This is a genomic window from Burkholderia sp. EMB26 (assembly GCF_024730645.1).
GTDB lineage: Bacteria > Pseudomonadota > Gammaproteobacteria > Burkholderiales > Burkholderiaceae > Burkholderia > Burkholderia cenocepacia.
Genome location: NZ_CP078070.1, coordinates 3,077,070 through 3,097,015, shown reverse-complemented (window position 1 = coordinate 3,097,015; position 19,946 = coordinate 3,077,070). Strand labels below are relative to the sequence as shown.

Below are 19,946 nucleotides of genomic sequence, written 5' to 3'. Positions count from 1 at the left end.
TTAATAACATCCAGCTTCGCACCCTTTTCCGCAGATGAATACGCCCGCTTCCCCGTCCGCTCCGCCAGCCGCCGAGCCCTATCCGGCTCAGGCCGCTCCGCCGGTCCTCGACATCGTCGCGCGGATCGCCGAATGCGCGCCCGAGTTGCGCGAGGCCGAGCGCAAGGTCGCCGCGTTCATCCTCGCCGATCTGGCCCGCGCCGCGCATGCGAGCATCGGGGCGCTCGCGCGCGACGCGGAGGTCAGCGTCGCGACGGTCACGCGTTTCGCGAAGGCCGTCGGCTGTCGCGACGTGCGCGAACTGAAGGTGCTCGTCGCGCAGGCGGCGGCCGTCGGCCAGCGCTTCCTGGTGCCGTCCGACGACACGCCGGCCGACGACGCGAGTCCCGCGTCGATGGTCTACGACGAGATCCGCGTGGCGCTCGCCCACAATCACCAGCTGTTGCGCAACACGTCGTTCGACGCGGCGGCCGACCTGCTCGCCGGCGCGAAGATGACGTACGTGTACGGGCAGGGCGGCGGCTCGACCGCGCTCGCCGACGAGCTGCGCTTCCGGCTCGTGCGCTTCGGCCGGCCGGTCGCGAGCTACCAGGACAGCCTGCTGCAGCGGATGGTGGCCGCGACGCTGTCGGCGGACACCGTCGTCGTCGCGTTGTCGGTGAGCGGGCGCGTGCCCGAGCTGCTCGAGAGCTGCCGGCTCGCGAAGCGCTACGGCGCGAAGCTGATCGCGATCACCGCGCCGGCGTCGCCGCTCGCGAAGCTCGCCGACCACCTGATCCCGGTCGTCGCGTTCGAAACCGATTTCATTTACAAGCCGTCGACCTCGCGCTACGCGATGATGATGGCGATCGACGTGCTCGTCACCGGCGTCGCATTGCGGCTCGGCGATGCGGGCCGGGAATCGCTGCGCCGCATCAAACACGCGCTTGACGCGCACCGCGGCGGCGGCGACCGTCAACCGGTAGGAGACTGACCATGCATTCGCATCCCGAAGCGGCCGATACGCTGATCGTCGGCGCGCAACTGTACGACGGCACCGGCGCGCCGCCCGTCACGCGCGACGTCGCGATCCGCAACGGCCTGATCGCGGCGATCGGCAACCTGTCGAACTGGCTCGCGGAGCACGTCGTCGACGCGAACGGCCGGGCGCTCGCGCCGGGTTTCGTCGACGTGCATACCCACGACGACACGCACGTGATCCGTGCGCCGGAGATGATCCCGAAGATCTCGCAGGGCGTGACGACCGTGATCGTCGGCAACTGCGGGATCAGCGCATCGCCAGTGACGCTCGCGGGCGACCCGCCCGACCCGATGAACCTGCTCGGCGAGCGCGGCGCGTTCCAGTACCCGACCTTCGCCGCTTACGTCGCGGCCGTGAACGACGCGCGCCCGGCCGTGAACGTCGCGGCGCTCGTCGGCCACACGGCGCTGCGCAACAACCAGATGGACCGCCTCGACCGCGCGGCGACCGACGGCGAGATCGCCGGCATGCGCGCGCAGCTCGAGGAGGCGCTCGCGAACGGCGCGCTCGGCCTGTCGTCGGGTCTCGCGTACGGTTCCGCGTTCGCGGCGCCGACCGAGGAAGTGATGGCGCTCGCCGAGCCGCTCGCCCGCTCCGGTGCGCTGTACACGACGCACATGCGCACCGAGTTCGACGCGATCCTCGACGCGATGGACGAAGCCTATCGCGTCGGCCGTCACGCGCAGGTGCCGGTCGTGATCTCGCACCTGAAATGCGCGGGCCCGTCGAACTGGGGGCGCAGCACCGAGGTGCTCGCGTCGCTCGAAGGCGCGCGCCGCTACCAGCCGGTCGGCTGCGACTGCTATCCGTACAGCCGCAGTTCGTCGACGCTCGACCTGAAGCAGGTGACGGGCGACATCGACATCACGATCACGTGGTCGGAGCCGCACCCGGAAGTCGCGGGCAAGCTGCTGAAGGCGATCGCGGCCGACTGGGGCGTGACCGAGCAGGAAGCCGCGCAGCGCATCCGTCCGGCCGGCGCCGTGTACCACAACATGTCCGAGGACGACGTGCGCCGGATCCTGTCGCATCCGGCGACGATGGTCGGTTCGGACGGCCTGCCGAACGATCCGCTGCCGCATCCGCGGCTGTGGGGCGCGTTTCCGCGCGTGCTCGGCCATTACGTGCGCGACACCAACCTGCTGCCGCTCGAGGAGGCGATCCGCAAGATGACGTCGCTGTCCGCGCGTCGCTATGGCATCCCGAAGCGCGGCGAGGTACATGTCGGCTATCACGCGGACCTGGTGCTGTTCGATCCGGCGAGCGTGATCGACGCCGCGACGTTCGAGCAGCCGCAGCAGCCCGCGCACGGGATCGACGCCGTGTGGGTGAACGGCGTGCTGACCTATGAAAACGGCCAACCGACCGGCGAGCGCGCCGGCGGTTTCGTCGCGCGCGGCGAGCGCGTGCCGGCCAGTGCCGATGCGGCGTTCTGAACGCACGCATTCCGATCTTCCGTGCGCGCCGCAGCAGCCGGCGCGTGCATCCGTAACCGAAATGTGAGGAGTGAAACGATGAAGCGATATGGCGTAGGCGAAGCGAAGGGCACCGGCGGCCAGGTGATGCCGTTTGCACGGGCGGTCGAGGCCGACGGCTGGCTGTACGTGTCGGGCCAGACGCCGATGGTGAACGGCGAGGTCGTCGAAGGCGGGATCGTCACGCAGTCGAAGCAGGCGATCGAGAACGTGATCGCGATCCTGAAGGAAGCCGGCTACGGCCTCGAGCACGTCGTGCGCTGCGGCGTATGGCTCGACGACGCACGCGATTTCGCGTCGTTCAACAAGGTGTTCATTTCGTACTTCGGCGAGAACCCGCCGGCGCGCGCGTGCGTGCAGTCGAGCATGGTCATCGACTGCAAGGTCGAGGTCGATTGCATCGCTTACAAGGCGCCGGCGAAGTAACGCGGCGAGGGCGATTTGTTGTGTGACGAGGCCGGCGTAGTGGTGTGCGCCGGCCTCGTTGCGTTGGCACTCGATTTTTACACTTCGAATGAGATCGTGTCGACGAGAGCGCGACACGATACGTACGTCTGGCGGGCGGTGGAAGTGATTGGCGCGTAATTCGCGACGGGCATCGTGAAATTCGAACGAGCAGATTAAGTGGATTGCTGGGTATGGTCTTCTTCCCGAACAACGATTTCGTGAAGTCGCACTATGACGAGCCATACATACCGCTACGGCGTTCATTCGGATCTCACGCCCGCCGAGCTTTTCTTTTTCGTTGCCGTAGAGGAGACGTGCGCACGGGTCGGGATCGACGATGTCGAAGCCGTGATCCTGATTCTGGCGGGCTGGCCCATTTTGCCGACACGGCAGAAATTCGGTGGCGCGACGAAAGGAACGTCCGTCGCATCTGTGATGGCGCGATCGATTTTCCGCTACCAGTTGAACAGGAATGTTTTACCCACCGTGACGCTGCAGAGTATCAAGTCGTTCCGGATTATCCTGACCCGGAAGCTCAGCGTGTTCGTCGGGCGTGCCGTTCCTGGCGTGGGTTGGGCGCTGCTTGCGCGTGACGTGTTCGCGATCGTTCACGGCACGGTCTCCAGGTACAACAGCCTGGTCAAACGCGAGGATAGAGTGTTCTGATGGAAAACGTGAGTTGGGACAAAATCGAGGCGTTTGTCAGGTCGGAGGTAGGGCTCGGTCCATCGAAGCCGCTCGCCGCTGACACTCGGCTCTGGGAAGACCTGGGTCAAACCGGCGACGAAGCCAACGATTTCATCGGGCATTTTTTCGAACGGTTTGCCGTCGACACGGGTGATTTCGATTTCCACAGATATTTTCTGATGGAAGGCGAAGGGTTGCTCTATTCGTTATTCCGGCGATGGGTGCTTCGGAAGCCACATGATCTCAAGCGTGAACCGATTACGCTCGGGATGTTGCATCGTGCCGCCGTAGAAGGGAAATGGGACGCCGCGCTATTAGCCGCGCTGCCGTGAAAGATTGCACCACGGTGCGCATCGATCTACTGGCGGGCTTCAACATGCCCGCCAGCATCGCTTCATTTACTGCCGCGCGGTCCGCGCGTTGTCCGGCATCGGCTGGTTGTAGTTGGTGCGGAACGGGTTGATGTCGAGCCCGCCGCGGCGCGTATAGCGCGCGTACACCGCGAGCTTCACCGGTTTGCACGCGTGCAGGATGTCGAGGAAGATCCGCTCGACGCACTGCTCGTGAAAGCCCGTGTGATTGCGGAACGAGATGATGTAGCGCAGCAGCCCCGCGTGGTCGATCTGCGGCCCGACGTAGTGGATCTGCACGCTGCCCCAGTCGGGCTGGCCCGTGACCGGGCAGTTCGAGCGCAGCAGGTCGGACACGAGCGTCTCCTCGACCGGTGCTTCGTCCTCGCCGTCGGCCGCCGACAGCAGCGACGGATCGGGTTCGTACACGTCGGCGTCGAGGTCGAGCCGGTCGAGCGACAGCCCGTCGAGCTCGTCCATCTCCAGCTTGCGGAAATCGTGCGCCGACACCAGCTGGACCGACACGCTCGCGCCGCACGCGGCCGACACGTCGCGCTTCAGCACGTCGCGCACCGCGTCGACCGAGTCGAACTTCGACTGTGCGAACGAGCCGAGATACAGCTTGAACGACTTCGATTCGACGATGTTCGGCGATTCGGCCGGCACGTAGAACGTCGCGATCGCGACCTGCGGCTTGCCGCGCGCGTTGAGCCACGACAGTTCGTACGCGTTCCAGATGTCGGTGCCGAAGAACGGCAGCGCCGACGTGATGCCGAGCTGCTCGCGCGCGCCGGCGCGCGGGATCGGGAACAGCAGCGACGCATCGTATTGCGCCGCGTAGACGGTGGCCTTGCCGAGCGGGGATTGTTCGGGATTCATTGCACGCAGCCTTTACGACAGGAAGAGGCGGTAAGCCGGGTTGGCGCTCTCTTCGACATACGGATAGCCGAGCGCCGCGAGGAAGCGTTCGAATTCGGCGCGATCGGCCTGCGGCACCTGCAGCCCGACGAGGATCGAGCTGTAGTCCGCGCCCTGGTTACGGTAGTGGAACAGGCTGATGTTCCAGTGCGGCGCCATCGACGACAGGAACTTCATCAGCGCGCCCGGCCGTTCCGGGAATTCGAAGCGGAACAGGCGCTCGTCGAGCGCGAGCGGCGAGCGGCCGCCGACCATGTAGCGGATGTGTTCCTTCGACAGCTCGTCGTGCGTCAGGTCGACGCTCTTGAAACCGTGCGACTCGAAGTTCGCGGCGATCTCCGCCGATTCGCCGCGACGGCGGATCTGCACGCCGACGAAGATGTGCGCGGACTTCTCGTCGGCGATCCGGTAGTTGAACTCGGTGACGTTGCGATCGCCGACCAGCGAGCAGAAGCGCTTGAAGCTGCCGCGTTCCTCGGGGATCGTGACCGCGAACACCGCTTCGCGCGCTTCGCCGACCTCGGCGCGCTCGGCGACGAAGCGCATCCGGTCGAAGTTCATGTTCGCGCCGGACGTGACCGCGACGAGCGTCTGGTTCTCGATGCCTTCGCGTTCCGCGTACAGCTTCGCGCCCGCGACCGCGAGCGCGCCCGACGGTTCGAGCACGCTGCGCGTGTCCTGGAACACGTCCTTGATCGCCGCGCACAGCGCGTCGGTGTTGACCGTCACGACGCCGTCGAGGAATTCGCGGCACAGCCGGAAGGTTTCCTCGCCGACGAGCTTCACCGCGGTGCCGTCCGCGAACAGGCCGACCTCGCTCAGCTCGATGCGCTCGCCCGCGTCCAGCGACTGCTTCATCGCGCACGAGTCCTCGGCCTGCACGCCGATCACCTTGATCTCCGGACGCACCGCCTTCACGTACGCGGCGACGCCGGACGCGAGCCCGCCGCCGCCGATCGGCACGAAGATCGCATGGATCGGGCCCTGGTGCTGACGCAGGATCTCCATCGCGATCGTGCCCTGGCCGGCGATCACGTACGGATCGTCGAACGGGTGAACGAACGTGAGGTCGCGCTCCTGCTGGACCTTCACCGCGTGCGCGTATGCATCGCTGTACGATTCGCCCGCCTGGATCACCTCGACGCTCGGGCCGCCGTGCGCGCGCACCGCGTCGACCTTCACCTGCGGCGTCGTGACCGGCACGACGATCACGGCCTTGATGCCCATCCGGGCCGCCGAGAACGCGACACCCTGCGCGTGGTTGCCGGCCGACGCCGTAATCACGCCGCGCGCGAGCGCATCCGTCGGAATGTGCGCCATCTTGTTGTACGCGCCGCGCAGCTTGAACGAGAACACCGGCTGGTTGTCCTCGCGCTTCAGGTAAACGGCGTTGCGCAGCCGGGCCGACAGGTTGCGGGCGGGTTCGAGTTCCGTCTCGATCGCGACGTCGTAGACGCGCGCGGTGAGGATTTTCTTCAGGTAATCGTGGGATGCCATGGGCGCTCGCGTGCAGTGCGGATGCAGACGGTAAAGGGTCAATGATAGCGCCAAGGGTCCGCCCGTACGCAAGCGGCATGCCGGGCGGGCAGCTGCGGGCGGCCGGGTGGGCGTGCCGGCAGGGGAGGCGCGCCGCCGGGCGCCGCTTTTTATCGGCTTAACCGCGTGGTTACCGACCGGACGGACGGCGAATGATCACATGAAACCGCGCCGAGCCCCGCCCGGCGCGGCTCGCGGCGATAGCCCCACGACCTGTCCGGCGTGTCACGGACCGCCCGATCATGGGTTAGAATTCCGTTTTGAATCAAGGATTCGGAAGATGCAGAGGCACCCTCGGATCGCACCGTTGAAGCCGACGCCGCGCGCAGCCAGCCCCGCGGCCGAACGGCATGCGCGCCGCGCGCGATCGTGCTGATGATCCCGAGTGCCGCCAGGCCCTGTCGCCGGCCAGGAGGGGCGAGTCGCCCGCTCCGGCCCCATGAAGGACAGCCGCGCGCCTGGTAACAGAACAGATTTCCCCAAGATTGCGCCCACGCGCTTGCCGACGCCCGTGCACGGTGTATCGGCCCTCCGAGTCGTCCGAACATGAACGCACCACAAGTTTTCGATCCGCATGGCGCGGCCGCCGCCGTCGCCGCCGACCCCGCGCCCCGCTTGCGCGAGATTCCCTACAACTACACGTCCTTCTCGGATCGCGAGATCGTGATCCGCCTGCTCGGCGAAGAGGCGTGGTCGGTGCTCGACGAGCTGCGCGCCGAGCGCCGTACGGGCCGCTCGGCGCGGATGCTGTATGAAGTGCTCGGCGACATCTGGGTCGTGCGTCGCAACCCGTACCTGCAGGACGACCTGCTCGACAACCCGAAGCGCCGCGCGCTGCTGATCGAGGCGCTGAACCACCGTCTGACCGAGATCGGCAAGCGCCGCAGCGCGGATCTCACCGAGCATCGCGACGACGCGGGCCGCGAGCGCGCGTCGCGCGTCGAGATGCTCGAGACCGCCGCGCAGCGTGCGGTCAACGAGTTCGCGGACGAATTCGACAAGATGGCCGAGCTGCGCCGCCGCGCGACCAAGGCGCTCGGCCGCTGCACGCAGAAGGACAACATCCGCTTCGACGGGCTGTCGCGCGTGTCGCACGTGACCGACGCGACCGACTGGCGCGTCGAATACCCGTTCGTCGTGCTGACGCCCGATACCGAAGCCGAGATCGCCGGCCTGATCAAGGCGTGCTTCGAGCTCGGCCTGACCGTGATCCCGCGTGGCGGCGGCACCGGCTACACGGGCGGCGCGGTGCCGCTCACGCCGTTCTCCGCGGTGATCAACACCGAAAAGCTCGAACAACTGGGCGCGGTCGAGCTGACCGAGCTGCCCGGCGTCGCGCACAAGGTGCCGACGATCTTCTCCGGCGCGGGCGTCGTCACGCGTCGCGTGACGGAAGCGGCCGAGGCGGCCGGCTACGTGTTCGCGGTCGATCCGACGTCGCTCGACGCCTCGTGCATCGGCGGCAACGTCGCGATGAACGCGGGCGGCAAGAAGGCCGTGCTGTGGGGCACCGCGCTCGACAACCTGGCCTGGTGGCGGATGGTCGACCCGGACGGCAACTGGCTCGAAGTCACGCGCCACGAGCACAACCAGGGCAAGATCCACGACATCGCGGTCGCGCGCTTCGAGCTGAAGTGGTTCGACGGCGCGTATGCGCCGGGCGAGAAGCTGCTCAAGAGCGAGATGCTCGAGATCGAAGGCCGCCGGTTCCGCAAGGAAGGGCTCGGCAAGGACGTGACCGACAAGTTCCTCGCCGGCCTGCCGGGCGTGCAGAAGGAAGGCTGCGACGGGCTCATCACGTCCGCGCGCTGGGTGCTGCACAAGATGCCCGCGCACACGCGCACCGTCTGCCTCGAATTCTTCGGCCAGGCGCGCGAGGCGATCCCGAGCATCGTCGAGATCAAGGATTACCTGTTCGAGACGTCGAAGCAGGGCGGCGCGATCCTCGCGGGCCTCGAGCACCTCGACGAGCGCTACCTGCGCGCGGTCGGCTACGCGACCAAGAGCAAGCGCAACGCATTCCCGAAGATGGTGCTGATCGGCGACATCGTCGGCGACGACGCCGACGCGGTCGCGCACGCGACGTCCGAAGTGATCCGGATGGCGAACGGCAAGAGCGGCGAAGGCTTCGTCGCGGTCAGCGCGGAGGCGCGCAAGCGCTTCTGGCTCGACCGCAGCCGCACGGCCGCGATCGCGAAGCACACGAACGCGTTCAAGATCAACGAGGACGTCGTCATCCCGCTGAACCGGATGGGCGAGTACACCGACGGCATCGAGCGGATCAACATCGAGCTGTCGCTGAAGAACAAGCTGCAGCTGGTCGATGCGCTCGAAGCGTTCTTCCGCGGCGGCAACCTGCCGCTCGGCAAGACCGACGACGCGAACGAGATCCCGAGCGCGGAACTGCTCGAGGATCGCGTCCAGCAGGCGCTGGAACTGCTCAAGCGCGTGCGTGCGCGCTGGGAATTCGTGCGCGACCGGCTCGACCAGCCGCTGCGCGAGGCGCAGCACTACCTGGTGCAGCTCGGCTACGAGGCGCTCGCCGAGAAGTTCGCGGATCGTGCGGACGAACAGCCGGGCGCGACCGTGTTCCACATCACGCAGGACCGCACGGTCCGCATCTCGTGGAAGCAGGAAATCCGCGCGGAATTGCGCGCGATCTTCAACGGCGGCGCATTCAAGCAGATCCTCGACGAGGCGCAGGCGATCCACAAGCGCGTGCTGCGCGGCCGCGTGTTCGTCGCACTGCACATGCACGCGGGCGACGGCAACGTCCACACCAACATCCCGGTCAACTCCGACAACTACGAGATGCTGCAGGACGCGCACGCGTCGGTCGCCCGCATCATGACGCTCGCGCGCTCGCTCGACGGCGTGATTTCCGGCGAACACGGGATCGGCATCACGAAGCTCGAATTCCTGACCGACGACGAGATCGCCGAATTCCGCGCGTACAAGCAGCGCGTCGACCCGAACGGCCGCTTCAACAAGGGCAAGCTGCTCGACGGCGCCGACCTGCGCAACGCGTACACGCCGAGCTTCGGGCTGATGGGCTACGAATCGCTGATCATGCAGCAGTCCGACATCGGCGCGATCGCCGATTCGGTGAAGGACTGCCTGCGCTGCGGCAAGTGCAAGCCGGTGTGCGCGACCCACGTGCCGCGCGCGAACCTGCTGTACAGCCCGCGCAACAAGATCCTCGCGACGTCGCTCTTAGTCGAGGCGTTCCTGTACGAAGAACAGACGCGCCGCGGCGTGTCGATCAAGCACTGGGACGAGTTCAACGACGTGGCCGACCACTGCACGGTGTGCCACAAGTGCGCGACGCCGTGCCCGGTGAAGATCGATTTCGGCGACGTCACGATGAACATGCGCAACCTGTTGCGCAAGATGGGCAAGAAGAAGTTCAACGCCGGCAACGCGGCGGGCATGTTCTTCCTGAACGCGACCAATCCGCAGACGATCAACGTCGCGCGCGGCGTGATGATGGGCGTCGGCTACAAGGTGCAGCGCTTCGCGAACGACATGCTGAAGAAGGTCGTGACGAAGCAGACGCAGCACCCGCCCGCGACGACCGGCAAGCCGCCGGTGGTCGAGCAGGTGATCCACTTCGTCAACAAGAAGATGCCGGGCAACCTGCCGAAGAAGACGGCGCGCGCGCTGCTGGACATCGAGGACAACAAGATCGTGCCGATCATCCGCAACCCGAAGTCGACGACCGTCGATTCGGAGGCGGTGTTCTACTTCCCGGGCTGCGGCTCCGAGCGCCTGTTCTCGCAGGTCGGGCTGGCCACGCAGGCGATGCTGTGGGAAGCGGGCGTGCAGACGGTGCTGCCGCCGGGCTACCTGTGCTGCGGCTATCCGCAGCGCGGTTCGGGCCAGTACGACAAGGCCGAGAAGATCGTCACGGACAACCGCGTGCTGTTCCACCGCGTCGCGAACACGCTGAACTACCTCGACATCAAGACGGTCGTCGTGTCGTGCGGCACCTGCTACGACCAGCTCGCGGGTTACGAATTCGACAAGATCTTCCCGGGCTGCCGGATCATCGACATCCACGAGTTCCTGCTCGAGAAGGGGATGAAGCTCGACGGCGTGACGGGCACGCGCTACATGTATCACGACCCGTGCCACACGCCGATCAAGACGATCGACCCGGTGAAGCTCGTCAACGAGCTGATGGGCGCCGAGAAGGACGGCTACAAGATCGAGAAGAACGATCGCTGCTGCGGCGAATCGGGCACGCTGGCGGTCACGCGGCCGGACATCTCGACGCAGGTCCGCTTCCGCAAGGAGGAAGAGATCCGCAAGGGCGCCGCGAAGCTGCGCGCGATTCCGGTGGTCGCGGGCGACGCGCCGGCGCCGGCCGCCGCGGCCGCGAACGGCCCGGACGTGAAGATCCTGACGAGCTGCCCGTCGTGCCTGCAGGGCCTGTCGCGCTACAGCGAGGACGCGAACCTCGAAGCCGACTACATCGTGGTCGAAATCGCGCGTCAGGTGCTCGGCGAGAACTGGATGGCCGATTATGTCGCACGCGCGAACCATGGCGGGATCGAGCGCGTGCTGGTCTAATGCGGGCATGACGAGCGCCCGACCGGGCCGGGAATGAGCGGGCGCCGGCGCGGCATGCCGGCGCCCGTCCACATGGGAGCGACGATGGAATGCGTGTTTTGCCGTGAAGACGGCGGCGAGGTGCTCTGGCAGGACGATGCGCTGCGCGTCGTGCTTGCCACCGGCGAGCACGAGTATCCGGGCTTCTGCCGGGTCATCTGGGCCGCGCACGTGGCCGAGTTCTCCGATCTCGGCGAGCCCGAGCGGGCACATCTGATGCGCGTGGTCTACGCGGTCGAGCGGGCCGTGCGCCGCGTGATGCAGCCGAACAAGGTGAATCTCGCGAGCCTCGGCAACATGGTCCCGCACGTGCACTGGCACGTGATTCCGCGCTTTTCCAACGACGCCCATTTTCCGCAGCCCGTGTGGGCGCCGCGCCAGCGCAGCGTGTCCGAGGCGCTGCTGCGTTCGCGCGCGGCGCAGGCCTCGCTGCTGCACAATGCGGTGCGCGAGGAAATTCAACGCATGACCGATTCGAGGCAAGCATGAGCGGTTTGACTTCCACGACGCCGATTCCGTCCGGCGTCGTCGTGCACGCGGTGTCGCGCGTGCTCGAATTGCAGTACCCGAACGGCGAGAGTTACCGGATTCCGTTCGAGCTGATGCGCGTCTATTCGCCGTCGGCCGAGGTGCGCGGCCACGGGCCCGGCCAGGAAACGTTGCAGACCGGCAAGCGCGAAGTGACGATCACCGCGCTCGAGGGCGTCGGCAACTACGCGCTGCAGCCGACGTTCTCCGACGGCCATTCGACCGGGATCTACTCGTGGGACCTGCTGTACGAGCTGGCGACGCAGCAGGACGCGCTGTGGCGCGACTATTTCGACAAACTGAAGGCGGCGGGCGTCGAGCGCGACGCGCCGATGCAGGCGGCCGGCGCGCCGCACGGCCACTGCCACTGAAATCGACGGCGCCCGCTCGGCGCCGTCTTGCCATTTACTGAGGATCAACGCGATGAGCAAAACCCACTTCGGCTTCGAGAGCGTCGAGGAAAACGAAAAAGCGAAGAAAGTGGCGGGCGTGTTTCATTCGGTCGCGAGCAACTACGATCTGATGAACGACCTGATGTCGGCGGGCATGCACCGCGCGTGGAAGGCGTTCACGATCGCGCAGGCGAACGTGCGCCCCGGCTTCAAGGTGCTCGACATCGCGGCCGGCACCGGCGACCTGACGAAGTCGTTCGCGAAGGCGGCCGGGCCGACGGGCGAGGTCTGGCATACCGACATCAACGAATCGATGCTGCGCGTGGGCCGCGACCGGCTGCTCGACAAGGGCGTCGTGACGCCGTCGCTGCTGTGCGACGCCGAGAAAATTCCCTTCCCGGACAACTACTTCGACGTGGTCACGGTCGCGTTCGGGCTGCGCAACATGACGCACAAGGATGCCGCGCTGGCCGAGATGCGCCGCGTGACGAAGCCCGGCGGCCGCGTGATGGTGCTGGAATTCTCGAAAGTCTGGGATCCGCTGAAAAAAGCGTACGATCTGTATTCTTTCAAAGTATTACCGTGGCTTGGCGACAAGTTCGCGAAAGATGCTGAAAGTTATCGGTATCTTGCTGAATCTATCCGGATGCACCCCGATCAGGACACGCTGAAGACGATGATGGAACAAGCGGGCCTCGACGCCGTCAAATATTACAATTTGTCAGGTGGCGTGGTAGCTTTACACCTAGGGACCAAGTACTAAGGGGTTCTTTCCCTACATTCGTCTTACATTCGGAGAAGCTGATGTCTGAATCGCGTTCGTTGTTCAACCGTAGCAAACCGTCGAAGCCGTGGGCTCGACGGGTCGGCACGCTGCTGATGGTCGGCCTGCTCACGGCCGGCACGTTCGCATCGCTCGACGCTGAAGCCAAGCGCATGGGCGGCGGGCGCAGCATCGGCCGCCAGAATTCCACCGTCACGCAGCGCCAGGCCACGCCGCCCGCGCAGCAGCCGATGCAGCAGGCCGCGCCGTCGCAGGCGCAGCGCACGAACCCGGCTGCCCCCACGCCGGCCGCGCAGCCCAACCGCTCGCGCTGGCTCGGGCCGATCGCCGGCCTCGCGGCCGGTCTCGGTATCGCGGCGCTGCTGTCGCACTTCGGTCTCGGCGGCGCATTCGCGAGCATGATGGCGAACGTCATCGTGATTGCGTTGCTCGCGATGGTCGGCATCTGGCTGATCCGCAAGTTCATGAACCGCCGTCGCCCGCAGGAGCCGGCGTATTCGGTCGGCGGCGCCGCATCGTCGTCGGGCGGCTACTCGCAAAGCCCGTCGTTCCAGCAAGGCAATGCCGGCAGCAACTACGCGGGCAGCGGCAGCAGCTATGCGAACGAAGCGCAGGGCGTGTTCGGCGGCGGTGCGGCGGCCGCCGGCGCGGCTGCGGCGGCAGCGGCGCCCCTGCAGGTGCCGGCCGGCTTCGACACCGAAGCGTTCCTGCGCAGCGCGAAAGTCTATTTCGTGCGCCTGCAGGCCGCGTGGGACCAGGGCAACCTGGCCGACATCCGCGAGTTCACGACGCCCGAAATGTTCGCCGAGATCAAGATCGACCTCGATTCGCGCGGCAACGACGCGAACCAGACCGACGTCGTACAGCTCGACGCGGAACTGGTCGCGATCGAGGATCGCGGCATCGAGCAGTCGGCGAGCGTGCGCTTCCACGGCCTGATCCGCGAATCGGCGAATACGTCGGCGGCGCCGTTCGACGAGGTGTGGAACCTGTCGAAGTCGGGCAGCCAGGGCTGGCTGCTCGCGGGTATCCAGCAGATCAACACGCACTGAGCGTGGCCGGCGGCCCGCGCCGCCGGGCACCCGGGCGACGGCCGCCGCACTGCGACCGCTTGCCGCCCGGGTGTACGGTCAGGCACGGTCCGCCATCGATCCGACGTTACAATAGAAACCCGCGTGGGCGCCCGGCCTGCGCGGGTTTTTTCTTTCCCAGCCCGATGACCTTTGCCGCCAAGCCTTTTGCTGCTGCCGTCAATCACCTGCTCGCGCGCGAATCGTGGGCACGCGACCGCCTGATTCCCTATGCGGGCAAGACCGCCCGGATCGACGTGCCTCCCGTCACGCTCACGCTGCTGGTGCAGCCCGACGGTTATCTGTCGGCCGTCGACGCGCACGATGCGCAACAGGTCGACGTGTCGATCGCGCTCGCCGGCGACACGGTCGCCGCGTTCCTGCAGGGCGGCCAGGCGGCCGTGATGAAGCACGTGAAGATCGAAGGCGACGCGGAATTCGCGACGCAGATCGCGAAGCTGGCCGAGCACCTGCGCTGGGAACCGGAAGAAGATCTCGCGAAGCTGGTCGGCGACGCGGCGGCGTACCGGATCGCGACGGTCGTGCGCGACGCCGGCGCGCGCGCACGCCGCACCGGCCGCAACGTGCTCGATTCCGTCGCCGAATACTGGCTCGACGAGAACCCGCAAGTCGTCCGGCGCACGTCGCTCGGCGGCTTCGACGCCGAGCTGGCGCGCGCACGCGATGCGCTCGCGCGGGTCGAAAAGCGGGTCGAGCGACTCGAACAAAAAATCGGCGCGCGCACGGGCTCCGGCCCGCGCGGCGCGCACTGAGGGCCGCAGGGCATGCGCATTTTCCGTTTCATCAAGATTGTCTACACCGTCATCCGCTTTGGCCTCGACGAAGTGATGCTGTCCCGGATCGACGACCGGCGGGTGAAGCTGCTGCTGCGGATCACGACGATCGGTCGCCGCTTCTCCGATCCGCCGGCCGTGCGGTTGCGTCACGCGCTCGAAAGCCTGGGCCCGATCTTCGTGAAGTTCGGCCAGGTGCTGTCGACGCGCCGCGACCTGCTGTCGGTCGATTTCGCGAACGAACTCGCGAAGCTGCAGGACCAGGTGCCGCCGTTCGATTCGGCCGTCGCGATCGCGATCATCGAGAAGTCGCTCGGCGCGCCGGTCGACGAGCTGTTCGACGAATTCGAGCGTGAGCCGATCGCGAGCGCGTCGATCGCGCAGGTGCATTTCGCGAAGCTGAAGCAGGGCGTGCATGCGGGCAAGGCCGTCGCCGTCAAGGTGCTGCGCCCGAACATGCTGCCGGTGATCGATTCCGACCTCGCGCTGATGCGCGACATCGCGACGTGGACCGAACGCATGTGGGCCGACGGCCGGCGCCTGAAGCCACGCGAGGTCGTCGCCGAATTCGACAAGTACCTGCACGACGAGCTCGACCTGATGCGCGAGGCCGCCAACGGCAGCCAGCTGCGCCGCAACTTCGCGGGCCTCGACCTGCTGCTCGTGCCCGAGATGTTCTGGGATTTCTCGACGTCGCAGGTCCTCGTGATGGAGCGCATGACCGGCGTGCCGATCAGCCAGGTCGAAACGCTGCGCTCGGCCGGCGTCGACATCAAGAAGCTCGCGCGCGAAGGCGTCGAGATCTTCTTCACGCAGGTGTTCCGCGACGGCTTCTTCCACGCGGACATGCACCCCGGCAACATCCAGGTGAGCCTCGACCCGAACACGTTCGGCCGCTATATCGCGCTCGATTTCGGGATTGTCGGCGCGCTGTCCGATTTCGACAAGAACTACCTCGCGCAGAACTTCCTCGCGTTCTTCAAGCGCGACTACCACCGTGTCGCGACGCTCCACCTCGAATCGGGCTGGGTGCCGCCGGAGACCCGCGTCGAGGAGCTCGAAAGCGCGATCCGCGCGGTGTGCGAGCCGTATTTCGACCGCGCGCTGAAGGACATCTCGCTCGGCCAGGTGCTGATGCGCCTGTTCTCGACGTCGCGTCGCTTCAACGTCGAGATCCAGCCGCAGCTCGTGCTGCTGCAGAAGACGATGCTGAACGTCGAAGGGCTCGGCCGCTCGCTCGATCCCGAACTCGACCTGTGGAAGACCGCGAAGCCGTATCTCGAGCGCTGGATGACCGAGCAGATCGGCCTGCGCGGCTGGTACGAGCGGTTCAAGGTCGAGGCGCCGCAGTGGAGCAAGACGCTGCCGCAACTGCCGCGCCTCATCCACCATGCGCTGGCCGCGCGCCACGATGCGCCGCGCGCCGCGAGCGAGGAACTGATGCGTCAGGTCCTCGTCGAGCAGAAACGGACGAACCGGCTGCTGCAGGCGTTGCTGATCTTCGGCCTGGCCGTCGGCGTCGGGGCGCTCGTCGCGCGCGTGCTGCTCGCGCTCGCGTACGGCGCTTGATCGAAAGGAGCACGGCGATGTCCGATCCGAAGCAACCGGCCGCACCGTCGGCCACCGATTTCGCGACACGCGACCCGGGCAGCGCGTCGTTCTGGAACGAGCGCTTCGAGCGCGGCGTGACGCCGTGGGAATTCGGCGGCGTGCCGGACGGCTTTCGCGTGTTCGCGCAGCGGCTGGCGCCGCGCGCGGTGCTGATTCCCGGCTGCGGCAGCGCGCAGGAGGCCGGCTGGCTCGCGCAGGCCGGCTGGCCGGTGCGGGCGATCGATTTCGCCGCGCAGGCGGTCGCTGCGGCGAAGGCGCAGCTCGGCGCGCATGCGGACGTCGTCGAGCAGGCCGATTTTTTTCAGTACCGGCCGCCGTTCGACGTGCAGTGGGTGTACGAGCGTGCGTTCCTGTGCGCGTTGCCGCCGAGCCTGCGTGCCGATTATGCGGCGCGGATGGCCGAGCTGCTGCCCGCGGGCGGATTGCTGGCCGGCTATTTCTTCGTGGTGGCGAAACCGAAGGGGCCGCCGTTCGGGATCGAGCACGCGGAACTCGATGCGCTGCTCGCGCCGCACTTCGAGCTGGTCGAGGATTTGCCCGTGACCGATTCGCTGGCCGTGTTCGACGGGCACGAGCGCTGGCTCACGTGGCGTCGCCGCTGATGCGCGGGCGTCGCGGCCATTGCCGGAGCGCGCCAGGGTTTCGGCTATAATTCAAGGTTTTGCAAGCCGTTTCCAGTTTCTGCGGGAAAAATATCATGCCGATCTACGCCTATCGATGCGAAGCGTGCGGTTTCGCGAAGGACGTGCTCCAGAAGATGAGCGACGCGCCGCTGTCGCAATGCCCTGAATGCGGGAAGGATGCTTTTCGCAAACAGGTGACCGCCGCCGGTTTCCAGCTGAAGGGCTCGGGGTGGTATGTCACCGATTTCCGCGGCGGCTCGGGCGGTACCAGCGCGCCGGCGACGGCGTCGGGCGACGCGGCGCCGGCCGCACCGGCGGCTGAAGCCGCACCCGCCGCGGCCGCGCCGGCTGCGGCGAGCAGTTCGGGCAGTACCTCGACGACGAGCGCCGCGCCGGCTCCGGCCGCAGCGCCCGCCGCCGGTAGTTGACCGTCGCGGCCCGTCCGGGTCGCGACCAACCCGCGCCGCCGGCGCGGTTCATTGACGGCAGATGATGAAAAAGACGACCCTGAAAACGGTGTTCCTGACCGGCCTGCTGGTTCTCGTCCCGCTCGCGATCACGCTGTGGGTGCTCGGCCTCATCATCGGCACGATGGACCAGACGCTGCTCCTGCTGCCCGAATCTTGGCAGCCCGAGCGGATGCTCGGCTTCCATCTGCCGGGGATCGGCGCGGTGCTGACGCTCGCGTTCATCTTCGTCGTCGGGCTGGCCACGCAGAACTTCATCGGCCAGAAGCTCGTCACGTGGTGGAACGCGGTCGTGCGTCACATCCCGGTCGTCGGGCCGATCTACACGAGCGTCAAGCAGGTGTCCGACACGCTGCTGTCGAGCAGCGGCAATGCGTTCCGCAAGGCGCTGCTGATCGAATACCCGCGCCGCGGCTCGTATACGATCGCGTTTCTGACCGGCACGCCCGGCGGCGACGTGGTCAACCATCTGACGGAAGAGTACGTGAGCGTGTACGTGCCCACGACGCCGAACCCGACGTCGGGCTTCTTCCTGATGCTGCCGAAGAGCGAAGTCATCGAACTCGACATGTCGGTCGATGCCGCGCTCAAGTACATCGTCTCGATGGGCGTCGTGGCGCCTTCGGCGCCGGCTCCGGCGCCCGCCCGCCGTCCCGTCGAGCCGCCGCTGTAAGTAAAGAATCATCGCCCGGGCCGCGCGTTGCGGCGCCCGTTGATCAAACCGAACGAAAGCAAACATCATGTCGATGCGTACTGAATACTGCGGTCTCGTGACCGAACACCTGCTGGGCCAAACCGTGTCGCTGTGCGGCTGGGTGCAGCGCCGCCGCGATCACGGCGGTGTGATCTTCATCGACCTGCGCGATCGTGAAGGCCTCGTGCAAGTGGTGTGCGACCCGGATCGCGCCGAGATGTTCGCGACCGCCGAAGGCGTGCGCAACGAGTTCTGCGTGCAGATCAAGGGCCTCGTGCGCAACCGTCCGGAAGGCACGGTCAACGCCGGCCTGAAGAGCGGCAAGATCGAAGTGCTGTGCCACGAACTGAACGTGCTGAACGCGTCGGTCACGCCGCCGTTCCAGCTCGACGACGACAACCTGTCGGAAACGACGCGTCTCACGCACCGCGTGCTCGACCTGCGCCGCCCGCAGATGCAGCACAACCTGCGCCTGCGCTACCGCGTCGCGATCGAGGCGCGCAAGTACCTCGACGAGCAGGGCTTCATCGACATCGAGACGCCGATGCTGACGAAGAGCACGCCGGAAGGCGCGCGCGACTACCTCGTGCCGTCGCGCGTGAACGCGGGCCAGTTCTTCGCGCTGCCGCAGTCGCCGCAGCTGTTCAAGCAGCTGCTGATGGTCGCGAACTTCGACCGTTACTACCAGATCACCAAGTGCTTCCGCGACGAAGACCTCCGCGCGGACCGTCAGCCGGAATTCACGCAGATCGACTGCGAGACGTCGTTCCTCGGCGAGCAGGAAATCCGTGACCTGTTCGAAGACATGATCCGTCACATCTTCAAGACGACGATCGACGTCGAGCTCGACGCGAAATTCCCGGTGATGCCGTACTCGGAAGCGATGGCGCGTTTCGGTTCGGACAAGCCGGACCTGCGCGTGCAGCTCGAATTCACCGAGTTGACCGACGCGATGAAGGACGTCGACTTCAAGGTGTTCAGCACGCCGGCCAACGCGAAGGACGGCCGGGTTGCGGCGCTGCGCGTGCCGAAGGGCGGCGAGCTGTCGCGCGGCGACATCGACGGCTACACGGAATTCGTGCGCATCTACGGCGCGAAGGGCCTCGCGTGGATCAAGGTCAACGAGAAGGCGAAGGGCCGCGACGGCCTGCAGAGCCCGATCGTCAAGAACCTGCACGACGCATCGATCGCGGCGATCCTCGAGCGCACCGGCGCCGAAGACGGCGACATCATCTTCTTCGCGGCCGATCGCGCGAAGGTCGTCAACGACAGCCTCGGCGCGCTGCGCCTGAAGATCGGCCACTCGGAATTCGGCAAGGCGAACGGTCTCGTCCAGGCCGGCTGGAAGCCGCTGTGGGTCGTCGACTTCCCGATGTTCGAATACGACGACGAAGATGCGCGCTACGTCGCCGCGCACCATCCGTTCACGAGCCCGAAGGACGAGCACCTCGAGTACCTCGAGACCGACCCGGGCCGCTGCCTCGCGAAGGCGTACGACATGGTGCTGAACGGCTGGGAAATCGGCGGCGGCTCGGTGCGTATCCACCGCGAGGAAGTGCAGAGCAAGGTGTTCCGCGCGCTGAAGATCGGCGCGGAAGAAGCGCAGGCGAAGTTCGGCTTCCTGCTGGACGCGCTGCAGTACGGCGCGCCGCCGCACGGCGGTATCGCGTTCGGTCTCGACCGCATCGTCACGATGATGGCCGGCGCCGATTCGATCCGCGACGTGATCGCGTTCCCGAAGACGCAGCGTGCGCAGGATCTGCTCACGCAGGCGCCGAGCCCGGTCGACGAGCGTCAGCTGCGCGAGCTGCACATCCGTCTGCGTCAGCCGGAGCAGCCGAAGGCGTAACGCGCTTCTCGCCCCGGTCGTGTGTGGTCACGCGCACACGACGCCCATGAAAAAGGCGCAGTGATGCGCCTTTTTCATTTTTTGCGGTA

At 66.6% G+C, this 19,946-nt stretch carries 18 protein-coding genes; 16 read left to right on the top strand and 2 right to left on the bottom strand.

Features of this window, described 5'->3' with window-relative positions:
* The first annotated feature begins 34 nt into the window (after positions 1–34).
* The 5 genes from KU887_RS14580 (at position 35) to KU887_RS14560 (ending at position 3,962) form a co-directional block, all read left to right on the top strand.
* Positions 35–973, top strand: a complete 939-nt coding sequence (locus KU887_RS14580) for a MurR/RpiR family transcriptional regulator (RefSeq protein ID WP_258250444.1) — start codon at positions 35–37, stop codon at positions 971–973.
* A gap of 2 nt (positions 974–975) precedes the next feature.
* Entirely contained in the window at positions 976–2,457 is a 1,482-nt protein-coding gene (locus KU887_RS14575) for an amidohydrolase family protein (RefSeq protein ID WP_062911186.1), read from the top strand.
* Positions 2,458–2,535: 78 nt separating this feature from the next.
* Positions 2,536–2,922: a RidA family protein gene (locus KU887_RS14570; RefSeq protein WP_006497391.1), complete on the top strand. Its 387-nt coding sequence runs from the start codon at positions 2,536–2,538 to the stop codon at positions 2,920–2,922.
* Positions 2,923–3,174: 252 nt separating this feature from the next.
* Positions 3,175–3,609 (top strand): STM2901 family protein, encoded by a 435-nt coding sequence (locus KU887_RS14565; protein WP_059720725.1) that lies wholly within the window; start codon positions 3,175–3,177, stop codon positions 3,607–3,609.
* Complete coding sequence (locus KU887_RS14560) at positions 3,609–3,962, top strand: DUF1493 family protein (protein WP_043888285.1); 354 nt, start codon at positions 3,609–3,611, stop codon at positions 3,960–3,962. Before KU887_RS14565 ends, KU887_RS14560 begins: the two co-directional genes overlap by 1 nt.
* Before the next feature lie 66 nt (positions 3,963–4,028).
* Here the strand turns inward: KU887_RS14560 and queF are convergent, their stop codons facing one another.
* Positions 4,029–4,859, bottom strand: coding sequence for an NADPH-dependent 7-cyano-7-deazaguanine reductase QueF (gene queF / locus KU887_RS14555; protein WP_048987453.1), 831 nt, complete (start codon positions 4,857–4,859; stop codon positions 4,029–4,031).
* Positions 4,860–4,871: 12 nt separating this feature from the next.
* On the bottom strand, positions 4,872–6,395 hold the full coding sequence (gene ilvA / locus KU887_RS14550; RefSeq protein WP_258250443.1) for a threonine ammonia-lyase, biosynthetic: 1,524 nt from the start codon (positions 6,393–6,395) through the stop codon (positions 4,872–4,874).
* A gap of 585 nt (positions 6,396–6,980) precedes the next feature.
* Between ilvA and KU887_RS14545 the strand changes: the two genes are divergently transcribed.
* The 11 genes from KU887_RS14545 (at position 6,981) to aspS (ending at position 19,857) form a co-directional block, all read left to right on the top strand.
* Positions 6,981–11,006: a DUF3683 domain-containing protein gene (locus tag KU887_RS14545; RefSeq protein ID WP_006487887.1), complete on the top strand. Its 4,026-nt coding sequence runs from the start codon at positions 6,981–6,983 to the stop codon at positions 11,004–11,006.
* 84 nt (positions 11,007–11,090) lie between these two features.
* Entirely contained in the window at positions 11,091–11,534 is a 444-nt protein-coding gene (locus KU887_RS14540) for an HIT family protein (RefSeq protein ID WP_006487903.1), read from the top strand.
* Positions 11,531–11,944, top strand: coding sequence for a gamma-butyrobetaine hydroxylase-like domain-containing protein (locus KU887_RS14535; protein ID WP_006487879.1), 414 nt, complete (start codon positions 11,531–11,533; stop codon positions 11,942–11,944). The genes KU887_RS14540 and KU887_RS14535 overlap by 4 nt, the downstream gene beginning before the upstream one ends.
* A 52-nt stretch (positions 11,945–11,996) precedes the next feature.
* Entirely contained in the window at positions 11,997–12,728 is a 732-nt protein-coding gene (ubiE, locus tag KU887_RS14530) for a bifunctional demethylmenaquinone methyltransferase/2-methoxy-6-polyprenyl-1,4-benzoquinol methylase UbiE (RefSeq protein WP_006477837.1), read from the top strand.
* A 41-nt stretch (positions 12,729–12,769) separates the two neighbouring features.
* A complete protein-coding gene (locus KU887_RS14525) occupies positions 12,770–13,801 on the top strand; it encodes a Tim44 domain-containing protein (protein ID WP_006487901.1) in 1,032 nt (343 codons plus the stop codon).
* 164 nt (positions 13,802–13,965) lie between these two features.
* Positions 13,966–14,592: an SCP2 domain-containing protein gene (locus KU887_RS14520; protein WP_034201379.1), complete on the top strand. Its 627-nt coding sequence runs from the start codon at positions 13,966–13,968 to the stop codon at positions 14,590–14,592.
* A gap of 12 nt (positions 14,593–14,604) precedes the next feature.
* Positions 14,605–16,182 carry a ubiquinone biosynthesis regulatory protein kinase UbiB gene (gene ubiB / locus KU887_RS14515; RefSeq protein ID WP_006487907.1) on the top strand — a complete coding sequence of 526 codons (1,578 nt, stop codon included), beginning with the start codon at positions 14,605–14,607 and terminating at the stop codon, positions 16,180–16,182.
* Positions 16,183–16,199: 17 nt separating this feature from the next.
* Positions 16,200–16,826, top strand: coding sequence for an SAM-dependent methyltransferase (locus KU887_RS14510; RefSeq protein WP_212252272.1), 627 nt, complete (start codon positions 16,200–16,202; stop codon positions 16,824–16,826).
* 95 nt (positions 16,827–16,921) lie between these two features.
* Positions 16,922–17,275 (top strand): FmdB family zinc ribbon protein, encoded by a 354-nt coding sequence (locus KU887_RS14505; protein ID WP_006497387.1) that lies wholly within the window; start codon positions 16,922–16,924, stop codon positions 17,273–17,275.
* A 61-nt stretch (positions 17,276–17,336) separates the two neighbouring features.
* Positions 17,337–17,987, top strand: coding sequence for a DUF502 domain-containing protein (locus KU887_RS14500; protein WP_006477842.1), 651 nt, complete (start codon positions 17,337–17,339; stop codon positions 17,985–17,987).
* 67 nt (positions 17,988–18,054) lie between these two features.
* Positions 18,055–19,857 carry an aspartate--tRNA ligase gene (gene aspS / locus KU887_RS14495; protein ID WP_006485737.1) on the top strand — a complete coding sequence of 601 codons (1,803 nt, stop codon included), beginning with the start codon at positions 18,055–18,057 and terminating at the stop codon, positions 19,855–19,857.
* Positions 19,858–19,946: the final 89 nt, after the last annotated feature.

Excerpts from the sequence above, each read along its gene's own strand:
- KU887_RS14565 (WP_059720725.1), top strand. The coding sequence starts at position 3,175 with ATGACGAGCCATACATACCGCTACGGCGTTCATTCGGATCTCACGCCC.
- KU887_RS14575 (WP_062911186.1), top strand. The coding sequence starts at position 976 with ATGCATTCGCATCCCGAAGCGGCCGATACGCTGATCGTCGGCGCGCAA.
- ubiB (WP_006487907.1), top strand. The coding sequence starts at position 14,605 with ATGCGCATTTTCCGTTTCATCAAGATTGTCTACACCGTCATCCGCTTT.
- aspS (WP_006485737.1), top strand. The coding sequence starts at position 18,055 with ATGTCGATGCGTACTGAATACTGCGGTCTCGTGACCGAACACCTGCTG.
- ilvA (WP_258250443.1), bottom strand. The coding sequence starts at position 6,395 with ATGGCATCCCACGATTACCTGAAGAAAATCCTCACCGCGCGCGTCTAC.
- KU887_RS14525 (WP_006487901.1), top strand. The coding sequence starts at position 12,770 with ATGTCTGAATCGCGTTCGTTGTTCAACCGTAGCAAACCGTCGAAGCCG.
- KU887_RS14510 (WP_212252272.1), top strand. The coding sequence starts at position 16,200 with ATGTCCGATCCGAAGCAACCGGCCGCACCGTCGGCCACCGATTTCGCG.
- KU887_RS14580 (WP_258250444.1), top strand. The coding sequence starts at position 35 with ATGAATACGCCCGCTTCCCCGTCCGCTCCGCCAGCCGCCGAGCCCTAT.
- KU887_RS14520 (WP_034201379.1), top strand. The coding sequence starts at position 13,966 with ATGACCTTTGCCGCCAAGCCTTTTGCTGCTGCCGTCAATCACCTGCTC.
- KU887_RS14500 (WP_006477842.1), top strand. The coding sequence starts at position 17,337 with ATGATGAAAAAGACGACCCTGAAAACGGTGTTCCTGACCGGCCTGCTG.
- KU887_RS14505 (WP_006497387.1), top strand. The coding sequence starts at position 16,922 with ATGCCGATCTACGCCTATCGATGCGAAGCGTGCGGTTTCGCGAAGGAC.
- KU887_RS14535 (WP_006487879.1), top strand. The coding sequence starts at position 11,531 with ATGAGCGGTTTGACTTCCACGACGCCGATTCCGTCCGGCGTCGTCGTG.
- queF (WP_048987453.1), bottom strand. The coding sequence starts at position 4,859 with ATGAATCCCGAACAATCCCCGCTCGGCAAGGCCACCGTCTACGCGGCG.
- KU887_RS14540 (WP_006487903.1), top strand. The coding sequence starts at position 11,091 with ATGGAATGCGTGTTTTGCCGTGAAGACGGCGGCGAGGTGCTCTGGCAG.
- KU887_RS14560 (WP_043888285.1), top strand. The coding sequence starts at position 3,609 with ATGGAAAACGTGAGTTGGGACAAAATCGAGGCGTTTGTCAGGTCGGAG.
- KU887_RS14570 (WP_006497391.1), top strand. The coding sequence starts at position 2,536 with ATGAAGCGATATGGCGTAGGCGAAGCGAAGGGCACCGGCGGCCAGGTG.
- ubiE (WP_006477837.1), top strand. The coding sequence starts at position 11,997 with ATGAGCAAAACCCACTTCGGCTTCGAGAGCGTCGAGGAAAACGAAAAA.
- KU887_RS14545 (WP_006487887.1), top strand. The coding sequence starts at position 6,981 with ATGAACGCACCACAAGTTTTCGATCCGCATGGCGCGGCCGCCGCCGTC.